Origin of the sequence: Flavobacterium sp. W21_SRS_FM3, from assembly GCF_052113625.1 — a bacterium.
GTDB lineage: Bacteria > Bacteroidota > Bacteroidia > Flavobacteriales > Flavobacteriaceae > Flavobacterium.
The window spans coordinates 231,768-246,474 of the sequence record NZ_JBGQOD010000004.1 but is presented as its reverse complement, the minus strand read 5'-3'; the positions used below and the strand labels follow the sequence as shown (position 1 = coordinate 246,474).

Annotated in this window: 13 protein-coding genes; 4 read left to right on the top strand and 9 right to left on the bottom strand. The window is 33.0% G+C overall.

The genetic code is table 11. From position 1 onward, the window contains the following. Nucleotides 1-30: 30 nt before the first annotated feature. Nucleotides 31-480, bottom strand: a complete 450-nt coding sequence (locus tag ACEN2K_RS09030; RefSeq protein WP_441759004.1) for a hypothetical protein — start codon at nucleotides 478-480, stop codon at nucleotides 31-33. A gap of 197 nt (nucleotides 481-677) precedes the next feature. On the opposite strand from ACEN2K_RS09030, the gene ACEN2K_RS09025 reads away from it, so the two are divergent. After that, nucleotides 678-1,223 carry a DUF2911 domain-containing protein gene (locus tag ACEN2K_RS09025; protein WP_441759003.1) on the top strand — a complete coding sequence of 182 codons (546 nt, stop codon included), beginning with the start codon at nucleotides 678-680 and terminating at the stop codon, nucleotides 1,221-1,223. A gap of 94 nt (nucleotides 1,224-1,317) precedes the next feature. Here ACEN2K_RS09025 and ACEN2K_RS09020 read toward each other — a convergent pair whose 3' ends face one another. From ACEN2K_RS09020 to ACEN2K_RS09010, 3 genes are all read right to left on the bottom strand, one after another. Next, nucleotides 1,318-3,072 (bottom strand): TonB-dependent receptor, encoded by a 1,755-nt coding sequence (locus ACEN2K_RS09020; protein WP_441759002.1) that lies wholly within the window; start codon nucleotides 3,070-3,072, stop codon nucleotides 1,318-1,320. A gap of 67 nt (nucleotides 3,073-3,139) precedes the next feature. Beyond that, nucleotides 3,140-4,003 carry a PhzF family phenazine biosynthesis protein gene (locus ACEN2K_RS09015; protein WP_441759001.1) on the bottom strand — a complete coding sequence of 288 codons (864 nt, stop codon included), beginning with the start codon at nucleotides 4,001-4,003 and terminating at the stop codon, nucleotides 3,140-3,142. A 59-nt stretch (nucleotides 4,004-4,062) separates the two neighbouring features. After that, nucleotides 4,063-7,077, bottom strand: coding sequence for a tetratricopeptide repeat protein (locus ACEN2K_RS09010; protein ID WP_441759000.1), 3,015 nt, complete (start codon nucleotides 7,075-7,077; stop codon nucleotides 4,063-4,065). Nucleotides 7,078-7,359: 282 nt separating this feature from the next. Here ACEN2K_RS09010 and ACEN2K_RS09005 point away from each other — a divergent pair, with 282 nt between their 5' ends. Both ACEN2K_RS09005 and ACEN2K_RS09000 read left to right on the top strand, forming a co-directional pair. Then, nucleotides 7,360-8,043: a cell division ATP-binding protein FtsE gene (locus ACEN2K_RS09005; protein ID WP_441758999.1), complete on the top strand. Its 684-nt coding sequence runs from the start codon at nucleotides 7,360-7,362 to the stop codon at nucleotides 8,041-8,043. After that, nucleotides 8,043-8,933 (top strand): glycosyltransferase family 2 protein, encoded by an 891-nt coding sequence (locus tag ACEN2K_RS09000; RefSeq protein WP_441758998.1) that lies wholly within the window; start codon nucleotides 8,043-8,045, stop codon nucleotides 8,931-8,933. The genes ACEN2K_RS09005 and ACEN2K_RS09000 overlap by 1 nt, the downstream gene beginning before the upstream one ends. On the opposite strand, the gene ACEN2K_RS08995 is transcribed toward ACEN2K_RS09000, so the two are convergent. The 3 genes from ACEN2K_RS08995 to ACEN2K_RS08985 are packed head-to-tail and all read right to left on the bottom strand — an operon-like array spanning nucleotide 8,930 to nucleotide 11,535. After that, entirely contained in the window at nucleotides 8,930-10,027 is a 1,098-nt protein-coding gene (locus ACEN2K_RS08995) for a glycosyltransferase family 4 protein (RefSeq protein WP_441758997.1), read from the bottom strand. The two genes, ACEN2K_RS09000 and ACEN2K_RS08995, sit on opposite strands and share 4 nt — an antisense overlap. After that, complete coding sequence (locus ACEN2K_RS08990) at nucleotides 10,024-10,428, bottom strand: sugar 3,4-ketoisomerase (RefSeq protein WP_441758996.1); 405 nt, start codon at nucleotides 10,426-10,428, stop codon at nucleotides 10,024-10,026. Before ACEN2K_RS08990 ends, ACEN2K_RS08995 begins: the two co-directional genes overlap by 4 nt. A 3-nt stretch (nucleotides 10,429-10,431) precedes the next feature. Continuing rightward, the gene (locus tag ACEN2K_RS08985) at nucleotides 10,432-11,535 is read right to left on the bottom strand and encodes a glycosyltransferase (protein ID WP_441758995.1); all 1,104 of its coding nucleotides are present in this window, start codon (nucleotides 11,533-11,535) and stop codon (nucleotides 10,432-10,434) included. A gap of 48 nt (nucleotides 11,536-11,583) precedes the next feature. Between ACEN2K_RS08985 and ACEN2K_RS08980 the strand changes: the two genes are divergently transcribed. Continuing rightward, a complete protein-coding gene (locus ACEN2K_RS08980) occupies nucleotides 11,584-12,465 on the top strand; it encodes a glycosyltransferase (protein ID WP_441758994.1) in 882 nt (293 codons plus the stop codon). Here the strand turns inward: ACEN2K_RS08980 and ACEN2K_RS08975 are convergent, their stop codons facing one another. Both ACEN2K_RS08975 and ACEN2K_RS08970 read right to left on the bottom strand, forming a co-directional pair. Continuing rightward, nucleotides 12,466-13,227: an acyltransferase gene (locus ACEN2K_RS08975; RefSeq protein WP_441758993.1), complete on the bottom strand. Its 762-nt coding sequence runs from the start codon at nucleotides 13,225-13,227 to the stop codon at nucleotides 12,466-12,468. It abuts the gene before it with no gap. Continuing rightward, entirely contained in the window at nucleotides 13,220-14,707 is a 1,488-nt protein-coding gene (locus tag ACEN2K_RS08970; RefSeq protein ID WP_441758992.1) for an O-antigen translocase, read from the bottom strand. Before ACEN2K_RS08970 ends, ACEN2K_RS08975 begins: the two co-directional genes overlap by 8 nt.

Sequence of the window (14,707 nt, the reverse complement as noted above, 5' to 3'; positions counted from 1 at the left end):
AAAATTGCTACATTAAAAACAGGAATAATATTAAAGAATTTCCTCTATCAAATAGGTTGTTGTATTAATCTCAAATGTGAACCCTACGACATTTCCCATCAACTTATTACCTAAAGGTGACTGCGGTGACAATGCAATGACATTAGTACCGTCAATATTTATTTTTGGTAGCGCTAAACTCAAGTACAAGTAAATTCCGTTTGCTTTCACTAGACTGCCTATGATTATCGTTTCTGCAATTTTAGTTGGATCTATCTTGTCTAAAACTGATTTTTGATGCAATACTTCTTTAAGCTTAGTATTAAGTTTTTCTTGTTCGATGTGCATCATTGATAGCGCCGTTTCATGCTTGTCCCCAGCGGAACCTTTGGCGTCATTCTTAGAATCCTCTGTAAGTGCGGTTATCATATCTCTAAAAACATCAATTCTATCTTGAACAAGTTGCAGGTAATACTGATATATTTTTTGTTTGAACGTCATTGTCATAAAAATTTTAGAATATGAGCGGCTTGCCACTTTTTGTTCTGATTTAAGAAGCCAAATTTAGCGTATTATTTTAAAATCATAGCAGCTTATACAAATGGGTAAATGAAATGTTTTTTAAAGTTAAACATGTTTTGCTATCTTTATCGTAATACAAATGATAATTTTAACTTCTAATAACTTTACTAACAACTATGAAAAAATCTACACTTATTGCTACAATGGCATTTGGTATGACGATGCTTATGGCTTCGAATGCAAATGCACAAAAATTTCCTGATTTAGACAAAAGCCCTATGGATATGGCATCGTATCCAAATGATTATAAAGATGCGGCAAAGGTTGCAAAAATCACATATAGTAGACCTCAGTTAAAAGGGAGAAGCTTAAGTGAATTAGCACCCGAAGGAAAAGTTTGGAGAACAGGAGCTAACGAGGCAAATGAAATTACTTTTTACAAGGACATAACTTTAGGTCAAAGTAAAATCAAAGCCGGAACTTATACTTTATACACCATTCCGAATAAAGACAACTATACTATAATTATCAGTAAAGATTTAAATGTATGGGGATCTTATTTTTACAAGCCAGAAAATGATGTCGCAAGGCTAACTGTTCCTGTAACAGAAGGAAAAGAATCACTTGAATCACTTTCTATGGTATTCACCAAAGCAGACAAAGGAGTTGTTTTGAATATGGGCTGGGATAAAGTTAGAGTAGCAGTTCCTTTTAACGAATAGCAGTTTTATTTAAAGCATAAAAAAATGGCTTCCTAAACTGGAAGCCATTTTTTTATTTGTTCCTGTATTCAGTTGAAATACATTAGAGCATTAATTAAAAATCAAATTTATAGTTTGCTCCTGCCACAATTTGAAACCCTTGTACTTGGTAATTCAGCCATTTTTCATAAGCTTTATTGGTAATATTGTTTGCTCTAAGAAAACCCGTCAGACGGTCGTTGTATTTGTATCCTAAATGGACATTCACATCAAAATAACCTTCCAAGGTCATTGGAGTAGCATCAACACTGAAGTTGGTATTTACTTGCATGTCTTTTCTTTCCCCAACATAGAAAACACTTGTACCTGCAAACCATTTAGGTGTCACATTAAAATCAACTGTTGCATTGACTTTTATCTTAGGTAAATTCCAAGCTTCTTGTTCAAAATCATTCGTGAACGTATTATACTCTCCGTTGATTCCAAAAGTAACATTCTCCGAGAAATCAGCTTTTAAATCTCCCGAAAAACTCAATGTTCTCATGTCATCATAAACAACTTGAAAAGAATTGCCAAAAGCATAATCTTCATTAGTTGCGTTCTCAGTATAACTATTACTCTTATATAGCGCTTTGTTTCTCTCATTCGCATACGAACCACGAATATTATAACTCACATTATTTATCAATTTTCCTTTTAAACCTGCAAAAACATCATATTGCTTGTCTGTCGGGGTAACATCAAAAGTGGGTGATAAAAATGAATTTTCATTAGCAAAATTCATGTAGCTGTTTTGTTCTAAATTCCCTTCGGCTCCAGCATAGAAGATCATCAAATCACCCACCACCTTGTAAGAAGCATTAATTTGTGGATAAACATAAAACGAATTTGAACTGTTTTCATTATCCATACTGTAAAATACAGCAGCACCAATATTTAAAGTCCAATCTTCTTTTTGCATTACAAAACTAGGTGCTATACCAAAATTTGTGTAGCCATATTTTAATGGTTGCGAATTTGTTTTTAAGTAATTATTCTCAAAACTACCCCCTACATAATCCACAATAATATTCGTTTTAATCGCCTCATCCATCACATCAAATTGCAATGTAGGCTTTACATAAAATCTATTTTCAGCCGAACCATAAGTATCGGTGAAGCGGTTAAATTTTATACTAGCATCCTCTAAAATTCCATCATTCATAACTAATTTACCTCCTAAAGAAATTGTATTATAAACATGCTGCGGGTTTATCGAATTGATCAAAAGACTTCTGTCATTTGCTGAAAGTGTTTTTCCAAAATCAGCAGGTAGACCGTACCAATTATAAATTTGATTGTTATACCCTAAATCCATATTCCAAGAAAGGTTGTTATAATTTGCTCCATATGTCAAATCAATTGAAGTATCATAGTAACGGTCATCTAACTCCACTCCTGAAATACCTCCTTGTGAAGAAAGGTGGCGAAACATGCCTCCTACATAATCGTTATTTCCTAAGTCTTGGTTAACAAATAACTCCGCATTCAGTGTTCTATAACTTCCAAAACCGAGTGTTGCATAGTTTTTATACAAATGCGCTTGTTTTGTCTTATCCACGCCTTCAGCTTTTCCTTTAGAAGGAGTAAATGTTGAGGCAACTGGAAATGAAAAAATGGAATATTTGATTGTCTCTTTTTTAGCATTTCCTTCATCTTCTAATACTGGTGTTTCCTGAATTTTAAATGCGTCAGAAATTGTGGGAGTATACGGTTTTACAACATTTACGACTTCTGAACCTATGTTTTCTTCTTTCTTTTGTGCAAAAGAAACCTGAACGATCATTAGTAAAAATGTGATGCTGATTTTATTTTGGAAACTGAATTTCATATTTTATATTTTTATTGGAATTAAGAATACTCTTAACTTATTTTTCTGTTGTATTATTACTGTTTTATTAGACTTCCCACTCTCCCTGTGCAATAAATTGTGCTTGTCCACCAATTTTTATATCATAAACTTCTTTAGTTAGACTCCCTTTAAAAAAGATCTGAGAAGCTCTGTTTATAAATTCGCCTTGGTTATTGATTAACTCTATTTCACTGTCATGATATTTCAACAAGAAAGCTTGTAAACAAGTACTGGCGCTCCCAGTAGCGGCGTCTTCAATGAGTTGATTATTTTCAATACACAGCATTCTCGAACTTAACTTTTTGTCTTCCAAACAAAAAAAGTAAAATGCCCTATGGCTTGTTTTACAATTTTTATCTAACCATTTTTCAGCAAGCTCCTTATTCAGCTGTATTTTTTCTAACGCCCCTTTGTCTTTTACTGGAACAATTACAAAAGCGCTACCTGTACTCACTTCCTGAATTTTAAAGCGTTCATCAAAATCATTTGATTTTAAATTACTGAAATCCAAAAAATCTACTTTTGAAAAAACAGCATAAAACTCTGGTTGGGCTGCTTTTAACCAAAGCTGCTTATCTGATTGAGATACCGGAATTTCCCCAATAGAAACTGAAACTCGTATATTCTTACTGGTTTCCTTGAATAATTTATTCATTAAAACCCATGATGTGCCAATAATAGGATGCCCTGCAAACTGCATCTCTTTAGCTGGAGTGAAAATTCGAATCTCAGCTGAATTGTTTTCTTGATCTATTTTAGTAATAAACGTACTTTCAGCAAAATTAATTTCTGCGGCAATAACTTGCATTTGTTTATCGCTTAGGCCTGCGGCATTATTAAAAACAGCCAGTTGATTGCCAGCATACTTTTTATCTGAAAAAACGTCTACGATGTAAAAAGCTAACTTCATTCTTTATGAGTTGTTACGAAAATATGATTAGGATCCGATAGTTTCCCTTGTTTCATTTTCTATTTTACAATCGATGAATTTGTTTTAGACTCTTCTGCCTTGATCATGTCTAACTCTTTTTGAGCTTCAGCGACAACATCAGTGAAATCAGTGAAATTTTTAATCACATTATCTAGAATGTAAGTCGCTTGAAAACTATCTTTTAATCCGTAAAAGTTTTTCGCCATTAAAATCAAACCTTTAGCACCATAATACCTGTAACTAGAATAGTTCTTCGCTAATTTTTGCACCGCAGTATTTGATAATTCGTATTTACCATCTTTATTTTTAAAGTAAGCATCATAGTACAATGCTTCTGCAGCTAACTCTCCTTTGGCAATAGCTAACACTTTAGCGTAAGCAGCTCTTGCTTTGTTTTCATCTGCAGTTTTCATTGCTGATCGAGCAATAATAATCTGAGCATCACTTTTTACATTATCATCTGTTTTAGCATTCGCTAAGACTTTATCAGCATAAATAACTGAGTTGGTATAATCTTGCTTATCATAATAACATTTCATCAGATTAGACTGTGCAAATACTTTGTTTTGAGGAAAGTCAGCTTCATTTTCTAAACGAAGTAATACAGGAATCGCTTTCGCATTTTGATTATTATCTAATAATATTTGAGATAATCTCGCTAAAGACTGTTCAGAAAACTCGCTTCGAGGTTGGTCAATCACATATTGATAATTGCTTATAGCTTTGTCTTTTTGTCCTTCTGTAAAATAGATTTGTCCTAAATAAAAGTTGGCCTGAAGTGCATGAATACCTCTTGGAAAACTGGATAAATAAGCTGTAAATCCTGCAGCTGCTTGTCTGTTATTATTTTGTTCAAATTGCTTGAAAGCTGACTCATAAGTATCATTATCTAGATCAGCATCCGTTACGGCAACAAAATCCAATGTTCTCACCCAACTAGCGTATTCATCCACTTTACCGCTATCAACATATATTAAACGAGCAGTAGAAACCGCTTCTAGAGCTTCAGGAGTTTTTGGATAGTCAGCAGCAACCATCTTAAATTTAGTTAAAGCTTGATCACTTTTGTCAGAATTGTAATAAATTAACCCTTGACGTAAAATAGCTTTTGCTGTATAAGATCCTTTTTTAAATTCAGTAATTAAACGGTCATAGGTTTTTAAGGCTAAGTCTTGTTTATTACTTGCTACATAAGTATTGGCTAACTCATACAAAGCATCGTCTTTGTAACTTGATTTTGGATACAATTGAACAAAAGCATTCAACTCCTCAATTTTCTTGTCATTTTTAGCAACAAAACCATAACAAATTGCTTTTTGATAATAGGCATAATCAGCATCAACACCTTTAAATTCAATTACCTTATTGTAGGCTTCCATCGCTGGCCAATATTTTGAAGTAACAAAGCGGCAATCTGCTAAGCGCAAATAAGCATCATTCATAAGCACTTTATCATCCTTAACATTGTCAATCTGGTTTTGAAAGTAGTTAGCTGCTTGGTCGTATTCTTTGAGCTTAAAGTAAGCGTATGCAATGTTGTAATTGCTGTTCTTATATTCGACAGTTTTAGTAGCTTGTGGTGCGCTTACAAACTGTTTAAAGCTTAGTAAAGCGTTTTTATAATCACCCAAAACATATTCTGTTTCCCCTTTCCAGAAAGTGGCTCTAGCTGTAAAACTAGCATCAATATGTTCGTCCAGAGATTTTTTAAACATTTTTGCAGCTTCTGAGTAATTGCGATCAGCATACAGTTCTAAACCTCTATAAAATGTAACTTTTTGATAAGCTAATTTATTTTCAGGGCTTTTATTTTTCTCTAATAGCACTAATGCTTCCTTATAGTTTTTTGACGAAATATAAGAATCAATCAGCAATCGTTCAACTTCTGAACGACTGGCATTATTAGGATATTTTTTAGTAAAACCTAACAATACTTCCGGAACGGTCTGATAAGAATTCCCTATTTCATAGCTTAATTTAGCATAGTTTAAACTTGCATCTTCTTGAATCGCGGCATCAAAGCTCATTTCAGAAGCGTTTTTAAAAGCATTTAATGCTTGTTGTTTTCTGTCTAATTTAAGGTAGCTTTCTCCTAGGTGGTAGTAAGCATTTTGAGCTACAAAATCTTTTCCATTGATAATTTTATTGAACTGAGAAATGGCATTTTCATAATCATTTTGCTTGTAATACGCATAACCCAATTGGTAAAAATCAGTATTGTTCCACCTACCTTTTTTACCTTTATATTCTGCTAAATAAGGAATTGCCTTGTCATACTTTTTTAAATTAAAATAGCTTTCACCAATAATTTTATTCAGCTCAGATTTTTCAATAGCATTTGATTTTGCCATGGCTTTTTCACCTAAGTCTATTGCTTTTTGAAAATTACCCAGTTTAAAATTCATGTCAGCTTGGTAATAAGAAAGCTTCTCTTTGTATTTCTCTTCACCAGAAACAGCATCAAAATATTTTGTTGCTTCCTTATAATCATCTCCTTCGTAAGCCATAAATCCCAAGTAATATTTAGCTTGTGAGCCATACTCAGCAGAGTTTACTACTTTATTAAAATAAGCAGTTGCTTCTTTTTTATTTTTTGAACTAAAGAAAGCATAGCCTTTTTGAAAATTAAATTTATCTTTTTCTTTGTATGTCAACTGGCTTTCATCTACTTTCTCAAACCACTGTAAAGCTTGTGGGTAACTACCTTGTTCAAAATAATAATGTGCAACTTCAATAAAAGCTTGGTTACTTTTAGCACTTGTTGGATAATCTGAAACAAATTTTTCCATCAAAACATCGGCACCTTGCTGGTTTAATCGTATAGCACAGTTAGCATTATAATATGCACAATCTGATTTTACTTCGTCATTTGTTGTCTCTGCCTTAACTTGCTCAAAAATGATTTGAGCAGACGCATATTGTTGGTCTTTGAACAAAGCTACTGCTTTATTAAAATCATTTAATTCATGAGTATATATGGTCGATTTTTGTGCTGATGTTGAGATTGCTCCCGCAAAAAACAAGAATAAGAAAAGCCAGGAAAGTTTACGCATTTTGATTTTATTTTTTAATATTCAAATGTATTATATTCTAACGTCTATAACGAATGGGCGCTCGCTTTTATTATAAACAAATTTTTTAACAATCAAATTAACCACTATTGCAGGAATCTATAAGGCGGAGGAACTTGCTCAATAAGAACGTAAGTATAATCTGATTTCAAAATCTATCAAGTACCGCGCCATTATATTTTTGCACATTAGATTTAATTGGCGAAATTTATTTTGAATAGATGCGTTATCTTATTACTTTTACCCAATAAACAAATGCCAATTATGTCTCAAGCTATACTGTCTTTAAAAAACGCAACCATCTATCAAGAAGATAAAGTTATTTTATCAAATATCAATTTGGAAGTAAACCGTGGTGAATTTTTATACATCATTGGAAAAACAGGCTCTGGAAAAAGTAGTTTAATGAAAACGCTTTATGCTGATTTACCATTAAATGAAGGCGAAGGACATATAGTAGATTTTGATTTAGGAAGCTTAAAAGAAAATGACATTCCGTTTTTAAGAAGAAAAATCGGAATCGTTTTTCAAGATTTCAAATTACTACCAGACCGTACGATTAAAGACAATATGTTATTTGTTCTTAAAGCGACAGGCTGGGTAGACAAAGTGGAAATGGACCGTAAGATTGACGAAGTTTTAGACAAAGTAGGCATGAAAGAATATGCTGGTAAAATGCCACATCAAATTTCAGGTGGGGAACAACAGCGTGTTGCTATTGCAAGAGCTTTGCTTAACGATCCAGAACTTATACTTGCTGACGAACCAACTGGTAATCTTGACCCACAAACCAGTACTGAAGTTCTTGAAGTGCTAAGAAAGATCAATGAAAACGGAAAAACAATTATTATGGCTACACACGATTATGCCTTATTAATGAAATTCCCTTCAAAAACATTGAAATGTGAAGACACTAAAATCTTTGAAGTCGTTCAGAGAACAGTGTAATGCTTTCCATTCTTATTCCTATATACAATTACAATGCCTATCCTTTAGTTCTGGAATTGCATCAACAGTGTGTGGAATGTGATGTCAACTTTGAAATCCTTTGTCAGGATGATGCCTCTACTGATTTTATTATCGAAAACCAAAAAATCAGTACGCTTACAAATACTCATTATCACAATAATGCGTACAATCAAGGTAGAGGCATAAACATTAATCTTCTTGCTTCTAAGGCGCAATTTGAGCACTTGCTTATCATGGATTGTGATACTTATCCAAAGGATCCAAATTTTATTAGAAATTACCTAGAAATAATCCAGCAAGAAAAACCCGATTTAGTATTTGGAGGGATTGAATACCAAACTAACAAACCGCAAAAAGAACAACTTTTAAGATATGTCTATGGCATTAAAAGAGAGTCTGTACCAATTAGTCAAAGAAAAAATAACGGGTACAAAAATGCTTTAACGTCTAACTTATTAATTAGAAGAAGTGTTTTTTCGAAATACCCTTTTGATAACTCCATAACAACATACGGCTATGAAGATTTGTGCTTTTTGGCTGTTTTAAAATCGAAAGGAATTAAAATCCAACATATAGATAATCCTACCTATCACTTGAATTTAGAAACCTCATCACAGTTTTTAAACAAAACTAAAATTGCTTTGAACAATTTGGCTTTATTAGTAGCAGCTAATAAAATTACCGAAGAAAACAGCCGATTAGTTTCCACTTATGAAATGGTGCAAAAAATTAGGCTTACAGCTCTCTTGTCCTTTCTATTCAAAAAATCTGAAAATAGTATTGGTCGAAATTTACTCTCAGAAAAACCTTCTATTTTCTTATTTGACCTGTTCAAATTGGGATATTTCTGTACTATTAGGAACAATTAATTTTTCTTTATCACCGTTTCGAAAAGAGTTTTCCACTGCAACATAATTTTATCTAAGTCATACTTAGCAGCTGTTTCAGCAGCATTGTTCCCTAACTCTTTTCTTAAAACAGCATCTCTCATCAGTAAGCTTAGCTGGTCTACAAACTGACTCTCGTTACCGTTTTCAATAAGAAATCCATTTTCATTATTACTTATAATGGCTCTTGGACCCACCGGACAATCATAAGCAATGCAAGGCAATCCGGAAGCCATTGCTTCAATAAGGACCATAGGAAAACCTTCCGACCTAGAAGTCATTACATACAACGAAGCATCCTTGTATTTCTCTTCAATATTAACCACTGATTTATTAAACGATACTGAGGAACTAATCTGCAATGTTTCAGCCAGCACTGTCAGTGGTTCTAATCCATCACCATAAATTTCTAAAACCCAGTCAGGATGTAATACCGTTATCTTTTGCCAAATCGAAAGTAATCGATCCAGGCCTTTCTCAAATGAATTTCTTGCCACCGTTATGACTTTCTTTTTCTCCAGTAAATTATCGGTTGTGGTAGTTATCCAAGATGGATTAGGAATAACGGTAGCTTTCGACACTTTCCATTCCTGTAAACTTTCTTCAGATAAAGCAATAAAAAAATCAAATTTTTGGACGCTGAAATCTTTGAATTTATATTTTAAAAAATCAAAGCCTTGTGATAAGTAGCTGTTTTTCGGATTATTTTCTTGAATGTATTTTGAACCGTGGCATTCAAACAACAAAGGAATATTGGTATTCAAAATAAATGGAACAGTAAATGCTTTTAACCCATTATCACAAACAATAATAACATCTGGTTTTACAATAGAAATATGCTGTTTTAGATTTTTCTGATATTTTTTCAAAAACTGAAAGCTGTTGCCATCCAATATCATATCCTGAAAAATGATTTTAGAATTAAAATTATAAAACCGCTTGGAATTACCATTGTTTTGGGTAAGAATGTGGATTTCATATCCACATTTTTCTATAAGATAATTAGTCTTTATCGAAAGTACTCTAGCTACTCCACCCTCAGTATTACAATTAGGAACTAGGTATAGCAATTTCATTTTTTGGCGTTTATAAATTCATCATAATCTCTAATGTAATCCTCTTCGATAAATTCATCTGAAGCTAAAACCAAGCAAACTGCTCCAGAGGAAAAATTTTCTAGTTCTCTCCAAATTCCATTTGGGATGTACAATCCAATATTAGGTTTGTTCAGTAAGAAAGATTTTTTTTCGAATCCATCATTTAAAATTACTTCAAAACTACCACTCAATGCAATTAAAACTTCCTGTTGTTCCACATGAGAATGACCTCCTCTAAACGCAGAACTTGGCACATCAAAAAGATAATATACCCTTTTGAATTCAAATGGTAAAATATCTTTTTGAATATAACCTAAATTTCCACGCACATCTTCTACAACGGGAATAGATACTAATTGAACTGCTGCTACTTTTGTCATCTGCTATTCTATGCTTATTTTCATTAAATCTAACCATTGTTGCCCGATATTTTCCAGTAGAAATGGCTGAATACTTTCTAGTGAATTCTTTTTACAATGGTTATATAAAATGTCATTGGCCACCATTTCATTCATTGCTTCAGTTAATTGTGACCAATTTTGGTTTTCAACTAAAATACCATTTTCTCCATTAGTAATCATTTCTCTTGGACCTGACGGACAGTCAAAAGAAACAACTGGAGTACTGCAAGCTAATGATTCTAAAATAACATTAGGCATTCCCTCATTTTTACTACTTAATACTAGAAATTTTGCTTTTTTCAAATAGCTGTAGGGATTGTCTTGATATCCTAAAAAATGTACAAAGGATTCTACTTTTGCTTTTTTAACTTCGCTTTCTAAAGCTGCTTGATCTCCTTCTCCTAATATCAAAAGATGAATTTGTTTTGCAGGCAAATGGGAATTTCCATAACTTAAAATCAATTGATCCAATTGTTTGATAGGATTTTCAAATTGACCTATCGCTATGATATAATCGAAAGCAATGGTATTCTTATAACTACTTTTTTCTCTAATTTCATTAAGGTTTACTGGATTAGCTATGGTGACTACATTTTGTAATTTATGAGTTTTTTCAATCAACCTTTTCATTACCGGAACCAGTGCCACATTAGCATAACAATGATTGTATATTAATCGTGTAAGCCATGGATTAGCCGGCATATAATGATTAATTAAAAAACTATGAACAGTAAATATGGTCTTTGCATTATAAACCCATCGCGCTAGTAAAAGTTCTTGAATCACTTTAGTTCTAAACCTAAAGTCGATAATGAAATCAAAATCATTGCTGTTTAAATAAGTTCGCAATGCCGATAATCTTTTGAGTTTATTGACAGCACCGTTGTTAGCATTTTTCAATAAACCTAAATTAACTAACTTGCCCGCATACGGAAAAGAAACTTCATCGATAACAATTATAATATGCACTTCTATGCCTTTGCTTTCGAAAAAAAGAGAAAGATTTGCCATCACTTTATCACTTCCGCCGCCGCTTAGACGGTAACCAATTAAAGCAATTTTGTTTTTTTTGTTAGGCAATATCATTATCGATTTCTTATTTTCGTACCAAATATATAACTCTTTTAAAAAGATATGCAAGATAAAGCATTAGTTACCATTATTTGCTTGTGCTACAATCAGGAAGAGTTTGTATTGGAGAGCCTGCAATCCGTTATCAATCAAGATTACGAGAAAATTGAATTGATCATTGTTGACGATTGCAGCAGCGATAATTCTAAATCAGTAATTAAAAACTGGTTATTGGACTTTCCTCAGGTTCAATTTATAGCTAATGAAAGTAATTTAGGAATAACTAAAGCATTTAATAAGGCATTAAAACTAGCCAAAGGAACATTTATCATTGACTTGGCAGCAGATGATCTGTTGGCTGCTAACTGTGTGCGTTTGCAGGTCAATGCTTTTAAAACAAGCACCTATAAAAATGTAGGTGTCGTTTATGGTAATGCGACTTTGATAACTGAAAACGGCGGTTTTGATTCTTATTATTTTCCAGTAAACAGGGATAAAAAAGTTCTAGAACAACGAGTTACAGGAGATATTTATGCATCCGTTCTTGCTGGCGGAAACAGCATTTGCTCTGTTTCCAGTATGATAAAAAAATCAGTATATGATGCGCTTGGTGGTTACGACGAAAACCTAGCCTATGAGGATTTGGATTTTTGGATTCGTGCTTCTCGTAGCTATGAATTTGATTTTATAGATGCCATTTTAATTCATAAAAGAATCGTTTCTAATTCTATGGGAACCAGCTTTTACAAGAAAAGAAACAAAATCAATCATTCAACTTTTCTTATTTTAAAAAAAGCGTTTGAACTTAATCGCTCCAAGAACGAAAATAAAGCCTTATTAAAGCGTATTCATTTTGAGATGATTTTAGCGTATAAAAATCTGGATTTTATCCTACTTTTAAAATACCTTTTTCTTGAAACAAAAGTAAGAATAGCTATTATTTAACTATTGAAGCACCGTTAAATACGCATCCAAATGTTTGCGTTCTCCTTCCCAGTCTCTTGAGATATTTGTCCGAATTAATTTAGCAGGCATCCCAGCTAACAAACTATTTTCTTCTATAAGTGAATAATCTTTATTGCATAAACTATTAGAAGCAATCGTACAATAATGAGGTGTTTGAGTACCAGCCATTATGGAAACTCTGCCTCCAACATAATTGTAATTCCCAATCTTAATAGCATTAGTTACCTTATAACGCTCTCCAGTTTTTGTATCTATCATTTGATGAAAGTTAGTGTCTATAATTTGAGACTCTGCGCCAAAACGGGCATAATCTCCTAGAACCACTTTTTCCATACAAATCAGTTTAGCATTTGAAGCCATAGAAGCCATATGTCCCAATTCACAATACCCATCTTTGCCTACGTAAATAAAGTAATCTTTGCCAAATTGCAGCTGCCCATTAAAAACCAGCTTTCCTGTGATGTTAATTTCTGCCGTTCCCACTGCTACTGAAGTCATTTCATATTTTTGTCCAAAACCGATCATTCCGCTCTTTATGGGTGCTGTGATTCTTATCTCTCCCGTAATACAACTGAATTTTACCTTTCCATAAAAAAAGACGGGTAACTTTTTTGCTGTTGAAAAAGGGAATTTTTTAAAATTAAAATAAAGTGTTTTAGTCCAGTTCACCGTATAGTAAAACCGCATTTTATAATAAAACAGTTTCAAATTGCGATACGGACTTTTCAAAATATCAGTCATTTTTTTTATTAATTAAAGCATTAAAAACTGATTTCAACTCTATCTTTTTATTCAATTGGTATAACACAAAAGTAATCGAAACTACACTCATCAATGCCATTAAAGTATATTTTAAAAACGGATTAGGAATATAACGCATCAGAAAAGTTATACCGCACAGTGTAATGCAAACAAGATAAGTGAAGTAAAACTCCTTTTCGAAATAGAGTCCATACCTTTTTTTAGTAATTAATTTTAGTCCTAAAAAATGAATTCCATAATACACTAAAAAACTTAATCCTAGTCCCTGTAAACCATAATAATAGTACCCTAAAAAATTCAGCGCCAACGATATTACATTAAAACCAATAGCTGTTCTCAAAAAAGTCTTTGAATCTCCTTTGGCAATTAAAACAAACCCCATAGACCAAGAAACGGCTCTAAAAAGCATTCCTAATATTCCAAAACAAACCATTGGAATGATCACATTAAATTGGGGCGTGTAAATAAGCTGTATGATTAAAGGAATAAAGCTTAGAAACAATATAATGATCGGTGTTATGATCAACACTGAAATAAAAGACTGCTGCTTAACACTTTCGCGTACTTTTCCATTATCTTCATTTATAGCTGACAATCTGGGGAAATAATCTGTACTCATTACCGTAAAAATTATACCAACATAGGAATTCAACAGCGTAAAACCAGCATTGTAAAAACCAACTTGTTCTAAGCCACCTCTACTCCCAATATAAATTTGAATTAAATAGGTGGTCAATAGAGTGAGTAATCCGCTTATGGTTAACAATATCCCAAGCTTAATTACACTTTTACCTTCGTTAAGTAGTTGCCTGCCAGATATATTTTCGTTTTGAATCCCCACCTGATTTGAATAGTAAAATGAAAATAACAAAGCCGACAAGGATATCACAATGATGGTGGGAATAATAGCATCAATCCCATAGTAATAGTACAACGGAACGGAAACCAACAAGCCTAATAAATTACCATAAAAGTTGGCTTTGGCCAAAAGCCGCATTCTTCTCAATCCTTGTAAAATCACTAATTGTCCTGCTGTTACCTGCTTAAACAAAACCGTAACAGCTATCAAGACAAAAGCACTAGAAAAGTTTCCACTTCCAAAAGTTATCGTACTCAGCCACGAGGCAAACACTATCGTAAATAATGTCCCTATGATCCCCGTAAGTAAAACCAACTTTTTGATAATACTGACAATCCTAGACACACTTTGCAACTCACCCTCCTTATATTTAGCTGAAACATGTTTTACCCCGCTCGTCTCTATTCCCAAACTTGACAGGCCTGTAATTGTATTCATTGCCGAATTTAACAACGCTATAATCCCCATTCCAGCAGGACCTATAAAAACTGCAATCAGTTTAGTTCTAACAATGGAAATGATAATAGTTAAGAACTGTACACCCCCAAATAGTGAGGTCGTTTTAAGAATTTGTCGGTAGGAAGATTTATTATCGGTCAT

Excerpts from the sequence above, each read along its gene's own strand:
- ACEN2K_RS08995 (WP_441758997.1), bottom strand. The coding sequence starts at position 10,027 with ATGAAATTGCTATACCTAGTTCCTAATTGTAATACTGAGGGTGGAGTA.
- ACEN2K_RS08970 (WP_441758992.1), bottom strand. The coding sequence starts at position 14,707 with ATGACCGATAATAAATCTTCCTACCGACAAATTCTTAAAACGACCTCA.
- ACEN2K_RS09025 (WP_441759003.1), top strand. The coding sequence starts at position 678 with ATGAAAAAATCTACACTTATTGCTACAATGGCATTTGGTATGACGATG.
- ACEN2K_RS09005 (WP_441758999.1), top strand. The coding sequence starts at position 7,360 with ATGTCTCAAGCTATACTGTCTTTAAAAAACGCAACCATCTATCAAGAA.
- ACEN2K_RS08980 (WP_441758994.1), top strand. The coding sequence starts at position 11,584 with ATGCAAGATAAAGCATTAGTTACCATTATTTGCTTGTGCTACAATCAG.
- ACEN2K_RS09030 (WP_441759004.1), bottom strand. The coding sequence starts at position 480 with ATGACGTTCAAACAAAAAATATATCAGTATTACCTGCAACTTGTTCAA.
- ACEN2K_RS09010 (WP_441759000.1), bottom strand. The coding sequence starts at position 7,077 with ATGCGTAAACTTTCCTGGCTTTTCTTATTCTTGTTTTTTGCGGGAGCA.
- ACEN2K_RS08985 (WP_441758995.1), bottom strand. The coding sequence starts at position 11,535 with ATGATATTGCCTAACAAAAAAAACAAAATTGCTTTAATTGGTTACCGT.
- ACEN2K_RS08975 (WP_441758993.1), bottom strand. The coding sequence starts at position 13,227 with ATGACTGATATTTTGAAAAGTCCGTATCGCAATTTGAAACTGTTTTAT.
- ACEN2K_RS09000 (WP_441758998.1), top strand. The coding sequence starts at position 8,043 with ATGCTTTCCATTCTTATTCCTATATACAATTACAATGCCTATCCTTTA.
- ACEN2K_RS09015 (WP_441759001.1), bottom strand. The coding sequence starts at position 4,003 with ATGAAGTTAGCTTTTTACATCGTAGACGTTTTTTCAGATAAAAAGTAT.
- ACEN2K_RS08990 (WP_441758996.1), bottom strand. The coding sequence starts at position 10,428 with ATGACAAAAGTAGCAGCAGTTCAATTAGTATCTATTCCCGTTGTAGAA.
- ACEN2K_RS09020 (WP_441759002.1), bottom strand. The coding sequence starts at position 3,072 with ATGAAATTCAGTTTCCAAAATAAAATCAGCATCACATTTTTACTAATG.